A 5,970-nucleotide genomic window follows, 5' to 3' on the forward strand; every position below is an offset into this window, starting at 1 on the left:
TGGAAAATTAACCTCGAAAAGCTGTAATGTCCCATCTATTGGTGCAATAAAATATACTTTTTTTCCATCATTACTCCATTTGAAACTACTGACAGTTCCGTCCCAATTAGCAGTAAGGTTCATTTTTATTCCTTTGAAACTAACAATCAAATCGTTTTTATCCGCTTCATAGCCATCGCGTTTCATTTGCAACCAAGTCAGATTACCAGAAAGAGAAAATTGTGGAGCTGTATCATATCCAGAGTTTCCTTCAGTTCTATTAATGGTTTTTCCAGTTTCAAGATTGTACTCATATATATTGGTGTCTGTAGAAAGCGCATATTGAGTACCCGCTTTTTTCTTGCACACATACACTATACTTTTTCCATCTGTAGACCAATTATAATCTTCATCACCACCGAAAGGTTTTTGAGGACTGTCAAAGTTTTCTCCCTTCAAAATATCAATTCCTTCTGCCCCTTCCTTATTTTCTTTGTAAAAAACGTGATTGAATTTACCTTCATTCCAAGTATCCCAATGACGATAATCAAGACCATTATAAATTTGAACATTGGATTTATCTAAATTAGGATAATAGTCTTTTCCTAAAACATTATCAATTTTCACTTCTTGATTGTAAACTATGTATTTCCCATCAGGAGAAATATTTTTATCAACCAAAACTTCTTTTGTGTCCTTAATTTCTACAGCTGTTCCACCACTAATAGCAACAGTATAATATTTGGAATTGGATTTGTTTTCTTCGACTGATGGTGTCGACACTTTGTAAACAACATTTTTGCCGTCTTTTGAAATTCCTAAAGGAGTAATTCGTCCTAATTTCCACAGTAATTCCGGAGTCATTACATTTTGAGCACTTGCAGTTAAACTCATCATAGTTAGCATTAAAAGGATTGTTTTTCTCATAATTATTTAAAATACATATTCAGTTTTCAAATATAACATTATAATCATCAATTAAAATAAATCAGAACACATAAAAAAAACTTAAAAAAGTCGCCCTTTTTAGTGCCGAAAAAAGTTGTGAAAAACTAAGGGTTTTTAAAAATTTCAACGGTTAATAGCGTGATAAAAAAACACAATACTAATACGATGATACTGGCAATCATTATTTTTTTCAGAAATGATTGTTCAATTTTTTTTACTTGTGAATCCATATTGACTATGTTTTTAAATTTTGCAAACGATTCAACAGTTTCCTGGTATTTATTCCATCCTCCATTTTCATAAATTTGTTTGCCAAAATCCGTTAAATCACAACGAAATCCTTGCTCTTTCTCTAATACGACAAGACCTTTATGGTCTAAAATTTCTGCAAAAACTTTGGAATTTTTTAAGTTAAAACCGCATTCGTCCTTAAAATTGATGCGCATCATAAATTGTGATTTCGATGTATATAGCAGTTTTAGGTTTACTTCTATAAGTTCATCTATATTTTCAAACATAACCAGATATTTAATTTTATTACTATATTTTGAGTTACCTAATAATTTATTCAACTATTCAACCAATCTAAGCGTTGCCGATTTTTAAAATCTAATTTTACAACACAATTATAATGCCAAACCCCTATTGTTTTAAATCTTAATGCATTCCTAGCTTTAAAAATAATATTTCAAAATAATAATTTATATAGTCTAACATATTCAAAGTGTACTATTCAAAAACTAGAAAATTTATTTAATTTTATAAAAAAAAAGTCAAATGCAACTAAGCTATTGGGAATTAAAAAATTGGTTTACTAATGTAGACTTCACTATTGTGGGTAGTGGTATTGTGGGTTTACATACAGGCTTGCGCTTGCGTGAAAAATACCCCGACAGTAAAATATTGATACTCGAAAAAGGAATGCTACCACAAGGAGCCAGTACCAAAAATGCTGGATTTGCCTGTTTTGGCAGTATTTCAGAAATCATCGAAGATTTAAAAACACATACAGAGGAAGAAGTTATCCAACTCATCCAAAAAAGATGGAGTGGCTTACAATTATTGAGAAAACGTCTTGGTGATAATACAATAGATTTCAAACCCTACGGTGGTTATGAATTATTTTTAAAGGGCGATGAAAACAGTTTCAGTGAATGTTCTAATAAGTTGTCGTTTATAAATCAAATCTTAAAACCTCTTTTCAAAGCCGATGTATTTGCCAAAGAAGTCGACCGTTTTGGTTTTGGAGACATTAACGAATATTTAATTTTCAATCCTTTTGAAGCTCAAATTGATACTGGAAATATGATGCAGGCCTTATTAAAACAAGCCTATGAAAATGATATTTTAATACTGAACCAACAAATCGTTACTTCCTTTTTGGATAAAGAAAACGGTGTTGAAGTTGCACTCGGTGATTTTAGTTTCACTACCAAAAAATTATTGTTTGCCACCAATGGTTTTGCTACTGAACTAACCAAAGGCGGAGTAAAACCAGCAAGAGCACAGGTTTTAATCACAGAACGCATTCCTAATTTAGACATAAAAGGAACTTTTCATCTCGATAGAGGTTACTACTATTTCAGGAATATTGGTGATCGAATACTGCTTGGAGGTGGTAGAAATCTTGATTTTGAAACCGAAACGACTACTGAATTTGGTCAAACAGAAATTGTACAAAAAAAATTGGAAGACTTATTAAAAAAAGTAATTTTGCCCAATCAAGATGTCCAAATCGAGCACCGCTGGAGTGGAATTATGGGCATTGGTAACAGCAAAAAACCTATTGTATCCCAACTCTCTGAAAACGTGTATTGTGGCGTTAGGTTAGGCGGAATGGGAGTAGCAATAGGCAGTTTAATAGGAACCGAACTAGCAGATTTAACATAAAAAATGGCAACCAAAATAACACCCAAAAAAACAACAAAAAAAACACCTGCCAAAAAACATAACAAAAGCTTTTTGACCAAAGTAAAATGGTTTCTACTAAAAGTTTTGTTGTGGTTTTTTGGGATTTCAATTTCTTTTGTGGTCCTCTTTAAATTTGTACCTGTTCCATTCACCCCATTAATGGTGATACGTTATTTTGAAAATAAAGCAGCAGGAAAGGAAATATATTTCAGCCATAATTGGGAACCTATTGATAAAATTTCCGTGAATTTACAAAAAGCTGTAATTGCCAGTGAAGATGGAACTTTCCTGACACATAATGGCTTTGATTTTATTGCGATGCAAAAAGCATACAAAAGCAATGAAAGAGGACGAAAGATAAAAGGTGGAAGTACTATATCACAGCAAACCGCCAAAAATGTTTTTCTTTGGCAAGGTCGTAGCTACCTCCGTAAAGGCTTGGAAGCTTATTTCACGGTTTTAATAGAGGCTATTTGGGGCAAAAAACGGATTATGGAAGTTTACCTCAACAGCATCGAAATGGGGGACGGAGTTTACGGAGCCTATGCCGCAACAGAACATTGGTATCGAAAAGATGCTTCGAGCTTAACAATGGTTCAAGCAGCCGGAATTGCAGCAATATTACCCAATCCGAGAAAATTTAAAGCTACGAGTTCCTCCTCATATATCAACAATAGAAAGACAAAAATTGTTCGGATTATGAGGCACATCGGAAAGATCGAATATTAAGATTAAACCCCAATAACGTTTCTTATTGGGTTTTTTCATTTAGAGTTATTGATAAACATTTGAGTTTAAATACAAAAAAAACCAGGGAAGCTAACTTCTCTGGTTTAATTTATTTTTATAAAACTTGTTAATCTTTTTAGGCTGACCTATAGAGAATCAACTTTTTAATCCAATTTTCTGGTTCTTCCTGAATCTTGACCTCCTGAACCATCAATATCAGCTATTTGATTTGTTGTGCTGAATTTCATTCCTCCGCCATTATAATCCAATTTTCTAGTTCTTCCTGAATCTTGACCTCCTGAACCATCTATAGAAGTAATTACCGAGCTGTCATTAGTAGGAGTTGATGTTTCTGGTGTAGTAAAAGAAGTTAACGCCATTACTACTGTAAATAATCCGATTGTTAAGGTAGTTCTTTTCATGATTTTAAGGTTTTATGTTTTTTAAAAGTTTTACGGTTTTTGATTCCTTTTGCAGGAATTTCTTTTGTAAAACTACATAGTAAAACCTTAAATTTTCTTACAGTGAAGAGCCTTTGTGGTAATTGACATTCGTTTGTTAGTGAATGGGTATCAAATCTTGGTAAAATGCTTATTTTTAGACTTCTATGTAATTTTCGTTGGAAAAATCACTTATGATAAAGTCTATATTTTTCTTATAGGACTTTGAAAATGGAAGTTTTATGGTAGTATTTTTAATATAGCAAACTGAGTTACCAGTGTGAATTCTAGCTATATAGTTGCGGTTGATTATGTAACTATTGTGGATTCTAATAAATGGAATTGATAGAACTGCTTCAAAATGTTTTAAAGTTTTGAAAGCTGTGATTACTTCGCCATTATTTAAATGAATATCGGTTGAGTTATTATCGGCTTGTAAATAACAAATGTCTTTAGAGTCAATATAACGATGATCTCCATACGATTTAATGCATAAAACAAGATTTTTTTTCTTATTTGTAGTTTCAATAGTTGTATTTGATGGAGTATTTTCTTCTGGACTTGGAGCTTGAATTAAAATAATTTCATCATCCCAATTTGATTTTTTTAGTTTTAAGATTAATTTTTTAAAATCTAGACTCATTAATGGTTTTATCAAATAATCGGTTACTTCGTATTGTATTGCTTCAAATGCTAAATCTTTTTTTGATGTGGTTATTATGATTTTTGGGATAACTTTTAAGTACCTATACAATGCATCAATTAGATTCAAGGAAAGATTACTCTTTTTGTTGGTTGGGTCTATTTCAAGAAAAACCAATTTTGGACTATGCTCAATAATAAGATTTAAAGCATCAGCATAATTATATGCAGCTGCTATAAAATGAAGCTCTGAAAAACTAGCTGTGATAGCTTTTGTTTCCAAAACACTTTCAGGATCATCGTCAATTATTATGTACGAAAAATTCATTAATAGCTTTCCTAATTTGGTTAGTTGCGTAACGAACTGCTGTTCTTTTTGTAGATTATTGCTTTAGTTAATTATTATAATTCATTGGGACTAATGAAAAAAACTAGCTAATTGTAATTTCAAAATGGAATTGTTGCTATTTCGACAAAATAAAATTACATAAATCATGTTTTTTTAAACTTAGTTGTTAATATCTATAAAATGAATGTTAATAGATTACGACGAAATGCACATAAATACGACGAACTGCATTTTTTAATTAAGGAAAAACAGTACAAATATTTTTTGAGTCTTTTGAATTGAAGAAAATAAGAGTAAGCAGGTGAGGTTGTGTGTTTGTAAACTCAATTGCTTTAATATAAAAAGTGCTTCCCAAATGAGAAGCACTTTTAATATATTAGAATGAAATGATTACATTTTCATTAGCCAATTTTTCATAGAAACTTCATTTTCGATGATTGATTTTAAGTCGGCGATAGCTACACGATCTTGTTTCATTGTATCTCTATGACGAATTGTTACCGTTTGATCTTCGATAGTTTGATGATCCACTGTGATACAGAAAGGAGTTCCCAAAGCATCTTGTCTTCTGTAACGTCTTCCTACTGCATCTTTTTCATCATATGCCACGTTGAAATCCCATTTTAAATCATCAATGATTTTTTTGGAAATTTCCGGTAATCCGTCTTTTTTAACCAATGGTAAAACGGCAGCTTTTGTAGGTGCAAGAACTGCTGGTAATTTCAATACAGTCCTGGTTGAACCATCTTCTAATGTTTCTTCTTTTAGGGAAGTAGCGAAAACAGCCAAGAACATTCTGTCCAAACCTACAGAGGTTTCTACCACATAAGGAACGTAATTTTGGTTCAATTCGGCGTCAAAATACTGTAATTTTCTACCTGAATATTCTTCGTGTGCTTTTAAGTCAAAGTCAGTTCTTGAGTGAATTCCTTCTAATTCTTTGAAACCAAAAGGGAAATTGAATTCAATATC

General features: G+C 31.8%; 6 protein-coding genes and 1 pseudogene. 2 read left to right on the top strand and 5 right to left on the bottom strand.

All coding sequences use genetic code 11. The features are described from left to right. Positions 1–906: pseudogene (locus tag VFS71_RS18585) on the bottom strand (S9 family peptidase); the annotation flags it as partial. Between the two features lie 125 nt (positions 907–1,031). After that, positions 1,032–1,445 carry a hypothetical protein gene (locus tag VFS71_RS18590; protein WP_326403128.1) on the bottom strand — a complete coding sequence of 138 codons (414 nt, stop codon included), beginning with the start codon at positions 1,443–1,445 and terminating at the stop codon, positions 1,032–1,034. Positions 1,446–1,704: 259 nt separating this feature from the next. Here VFS71_RS18590 and VFS71_RS18595 point away from each other — a divergent pair, with 259 nt between their 5' ends. Continuing rightward, positions 1,705–2,817 carry an FAD-dependent oxidoreductase gene (locus VFS71_RS18595; RefSeq protein ID WP_326403129.1) on the top strand — a complete coding sequence of 371 codons (1,113 nt, stop codon included), beginning with the start codon at positions 1,705–1,707 and terminating at the stop codon, positions 2,815–2,817. A 3-nt stretch (positions 2,818–2,820) separates the two neighbouring features. Continuing rightward, on the top strand, positions 2,821–3,567 hold the full coding sequence (gene mtgA, locus VFS71_RS18600) for a monofunctional biosynthetic peptidoglycan transglycosylase (RefSeq protein WP_326403130.1): 747 nt from the start codon (positions 2,821–2,823) through the stop codon (positions 3,565–3,567). A gap of 164 nt (positions 3,568–3,731) precedes the next feature. On the opposite strand, the gene VFS71_RS18605 is transcribed toward mtgA, so the two are convergent. The 3 genes from VFS71_RS18605 to VFS71_RS18615 form a co-directional block, all read right to left on the bottom strand. After that, positions 3,732–3,989, bottom strand: a complete 258-nt coding sequence (locus VFS71_RS18605; RefSeq protein ID WP_326403131.1) for a hypothetical protein — start codon at positions 3,987–3,989, stop codon at positions 3,732–3,734. A gap of 175 nt (positions 3,990–4,164) precedes the next feature. After that, positions 4,165–4,977: a LytTR family DNA-binding domain-containing protein gene (locus VFS71_RS18610; RefSeq protein WP_326403132.1), complete on the bottom strand. Its 813-nt coding sequence runs from the start codon at positions 4,975–4,977 to the stop codon at positions 4,165–4,167. 411 nt (positions 4,978–5,388) lie between these two features. Beyond that, positions 5,389–5,970 (bottom strand): His/Gly/Thr/Pro-type tRNA ligase C-terminal domain-containing protein (locus VFS71_RS18615; RefSeq protein ID WP_326403133.1); only part of this gene is annotated, 582 nt, incomplete at its 5' end.

Origin of the sequence: Flavobacterium sp. (genome assembly GCF_035760125.1) — a bacterium.
Lineage (GTDB): Bacteria > Bacteroidota > Bacteroidia > Flavobacteriales > Flavobacteriaceae > Flavobacterium.